Below are 1,326 nucleotides of genomic sequence, written 5' to 3' on the forward strand. Positions count from 1 at the left end.
TGAGGTTCCCCCGCTGTGTGGGAGTGGCTGACTAGCTGGTCAGGGCGGGTTGACGTGGTTTCAGGTTCACTTGTTCGGCCGCTGCCTGGCTGGCGTAGTGCTTCTCCTCGAACTCGATCGGGCTGAGGTAGCCGAGGCGTTTCTGGATGCGGCGGGGGTTATAGAAGCCGTCGATGTACTCGAAGAGCGCGAGGTTGGCTTCGGCCCTGGTGGCGAAGACCCGGCCGCGGATGCACTCGGTCTTGATCACCATCCACAAGTTCTCTGCCAGGGCGTTGTCGAACGAGTCGCCGACCGTGCCCATGGACGCCTGGATCCCGGCTCTGACCAGGCGTGTTGTGAGCTTCACGGAGGTGTATTGGGTGCCGTGGTCCGCGTGGTGAATGAGCTCACCCGGCGTGACTTCGCGGCTGGCCAGGGCATACTCCAGCGCGGTCAGGACGAGGTCGGCGTCCGCACGGGCGGAGGTTTCCCAGGCCACGACCCGGCGGGAGAACGCGTCGCGGATCGCGGAGAGCCACAGCGGGCCCTCCAAAGTCGCGATCATGGTCAGGTCGGTGACCCACAACCGGTTCGGCACGTTCGCGGTGAAGTTGCGTTGCACCAGGTCAGGAGCGGGATCGGCGTCCGGGTCACGTCGGGTGAAGCCCTTGCCCCGGCGGGGACTGATCCCAGCCAGGCCGGCCTGGCGCATGAGCCGTTCGACGCGCTTGCGGCCGACGCGGACACCCTCGCGCTTGAGGACGGCATGCACGCGGGGCGAGCCGTAGATCCCGCCGGACTCGTCGTGGACCTGCCGAATCATGCCCGTCAACTCGGCGTCCCGGCGGCGGTGTTCGCACGGCTCCTTCTCGGCCTGGCGCCAGCGGTAGTAGGTGGAGGTGGGGATGTTCAGTTCCCGGAGTACAGGCTCGACCCCCAGATGCGGGTGCTCGTCGACGAGTGCCGTCACCTGGGCCGGGTCGGGTCGAGCTGGGCCGCGAAAAAAGCGGAAGCCGTCCGCAGGACCTCGTTCGCCCTCTTGAGCTGGACATTCTCCTTCCGCAGAGCCGCCAGCTCCTCCCGCTCGGCGGAGGTGAGCATGTCGTCCCGCTCGCCGGCATCGGCCTCGGCCTGGCGGATCCAGTTGCGCAGGGCCTCGTGGTGCACGCCGAGATCCTCGGCCATGCGGCGGATGACGGGCTTCGGCTCGGCGGCGCGGTACATCCGCACCGCACGCTCACGCAACTCCAACGGGTATTTCCTCGGGGCAGGCATCGTCAGATCTCCTCTCACGAGATCTATCTGACCCGCTGTCACCCCTCCTCGCATCTCGGGGGAAGCTCA

The 1,326-nt window shown here is 67.1% G+C and carries 2 protein-coding genes; both read right to left on the minus strand.

The annotated features are described in order from the left end of the window. Positions 1-31 precede the first annotated feature (31 nt). Positions 32-952, minus strand: a complete 921-nt coding sequence (locus tag ACWEN3_RS46655) for an IS3 family transposase (protein ID WP_452984530.1) — start codon at positions 950-952, stop codon at positions 32-34. Then, complete coding sequence (locus ACWEN3_RS46660) at positions 949-1,311, minus strand: transposase (RefSeq protein WP_452984532.1); 363 nt, start codon at positions 1,309-1,311, stop codon at positions 949-951. Before ACWEN3_RS46660 ends, ACWEN3_RS46655 begins: the two co-directional genes overlap by 4 nt. Between the last annotated feature and the right edge of the window lie 15 nt (positions 1,312-1,326).

Source organism: Streptomyces sp. NPDC004561 (genome assembly GCF_053602155.1).